The sequence below is a fragment of the Cupriavidus sp. 8B genome, from assembly GCF_054589115.1.
On sequence record NZ_BAAILO010000403.1, the window covers coordinates 1 to 1,999 of the forward strand.

The following is a 1,999-nucleotide window of genomic DNA, read 5'->3' on the forward strand; positions in this document are numbered from 1 at the left end:
CAGAAATGGGGGTATGTAGTCGAAATCCGATACACAGCCGAGCCCGATGACGACGCCATCTACGGCCCCGCGTCGGACCATAGCGATTACTTCACCAAGGCAGCTGCCGAGCAGGCCGCATTGCACTATGGCAAGCGAGCGATCGACGTGCTTCTTGCGCTTGGTTGATCTCACCCCGCTATCCCCATCCGCCTCGCTTCCTTCGCATGCTACGATCCACCGGAACGTTGAAACGATCCGTCGCTGGTGCGACAAGTTTGGCGCGGGGTTCGCGCATCGCGTGAAGACGGCCGGCCGCAAGCCGGGCAGCACCTGGCATCTGGACGAGATGTTTGTGACCCTGCGCGGCGAGCCCTACCTGCTGTGGCGGGCGGTCGACGAGCATGGCGCCGAACTCGACATCCTGCTGCCGCAGCGGCGCGACAAGGCTGCCGCCAAACGCTTCTTCCTCCGCGTGCTGCGCTCCTGCCCGGTACCGCGCAAGATTGTCACCGACCAGCTGCGCAGCTACACCGCCGCAAAGGCCGACATCCCGGAGCTGGCCGGCGTCAAACATGTATTCGTGAAGGCCACCGCCCGCGTGAACAACCGGGCGGAGAACAGCCACCAGCCGACTCGTGAACGCGAGCGGCGCATGCGTGGATTCCGCGACCCGAAGCGCACGCAGGCCTTCCTGTCGAACTTCGGTCCGATCCGGCAGCACTTCGCGCTGAAACGGCATCTGTTGCGTGCTTCGCTCTATCGCAAGCACCTCGCTGCGAGATTCGCTGCCTGGTACGAATTCACTGACGTGGCCCAAAATCCGTCAACCGCTTCCTGAGCAGCGGGCTCGCTCGCCACTGACTTGTCTTGCTAGCGGCAAGTTGACAGTGCCGGGGAAATCTATTGGACGCCGAGCCTTACTGCAAGCCGCGCTGCACACGGCTACCGCCAGAAATCGCATTGAAAGTACGAATACCAGAAGATGCAGCCACCGGGAAAATGCTCCACATGCACGAAGTCGATGGCCGGCAGTTTGCCGTATCCGACGATTCCCAATCTGCGCTGGACGCGGCGACCCGGGAGGCCATCGACAATGCCAAAGATCGCAGCCGCTGACGCGGCACTGGGCCCCAGGGCGCACTGCTTCCGGTGCGTGGTCTGCGGGCACGTATCCGCCGGCCGGATTCCTGGGCGAGGTAAAGGGGACGGCAGCTTCCGTTCCCCCTCACCGCCGCCACGAGCAGGACGGGCAGATTTGTCCTAGCTGCTTCGAGGAAGCGGAATGGATTTAGGTCGGGCAGCACACAAAAGGTTCTGGCCCGGCCAAAGCAGCATAGACCTTCTCCCGGGCATAAACTGGAAGGAGGCGGCGGCCGCAGTGTGTCCTGGCGCCCAATTTGTTAGCCGCCGGGCAGGCTCCCGAGCGTGGCGGGAGCCTGCCGCGCGGCGATAGCCACGCCACGCCGAAGCTGCCTTCTCAAATGCCATGAGTTACATTCGCGCACCGTTCACCGACGATCAGGTCCAGAACCTCAACGAGAACCAGGTCGGCCTCGGCGGCCCGGTTCTGCGCGCCTTCACCTGCAGGAACAGCGCCGATCACCGCCACGGAGTCGAAGGTGGCGCCCCTGGCATCCTGATTGCCACCAAGTACGGCTGGGTTTGCCCACACTGCAACTACAAAAGGGACTGGGCATTCGCAATCATGGCGACCCGGTTGACTCGCCCGCCGACCGCCATCCAATCCTTTGTCTATACGACGCCCTCAATCGAGAAGGCCAACATCCTCCTCGGTCAATATGAACGGCTTGCGGCAACCGAGCGCCCCGGCGCCGCCGTGATGGTCGCCTGCATCAAGAATCGCATCGCGGAAATGTCGCTCCCCGGGTTCGGCACTATCGAGCTCAGCGAGATCCCCACTGACGCGGTGGTGAGACGATCAGAAGGGCGTAATTACCGGATCGTCTCGGGGCAATCACATCTCCAAGCCGCCCTGCGCCTGACCGGCCGCGCGCTA

General features: G+C 63.1%; 2 protein-coding genes. Both read left to right on the forward strand.

Annotation, left to right across the window (positions count from 1 at the left end):
* Nucleotides 1-127 precede the first annotated feature (127 nt).
* Entirely contained in the window at nt 128-820 is a 693-nt protein-coding gene (locus ACYP5B_RS37715; protein ID WP_459572981.1) for an IS6 family transposase, read from the forward strand.
* 648 nt (nt 821-1,468) lie between these two features.
* The coding region (locus tag ACYP5B_RS37720; RefSeq protein WP_459572982.1) for a hypothetical protein at nt 1,469-1,999 on the forward strand (531 nt) is incomplete at its 3' end.

What these genes read in the sequence shown, in the direction of transcription:
- ACYP5B_RS37715 (WP_459572981.1), top strand. Translation starts at nt 128, where the DNA reads ATGGCAAGCGAGCGATCGACGTGCTTCTTGCGCTTGGTTGATCTCACC.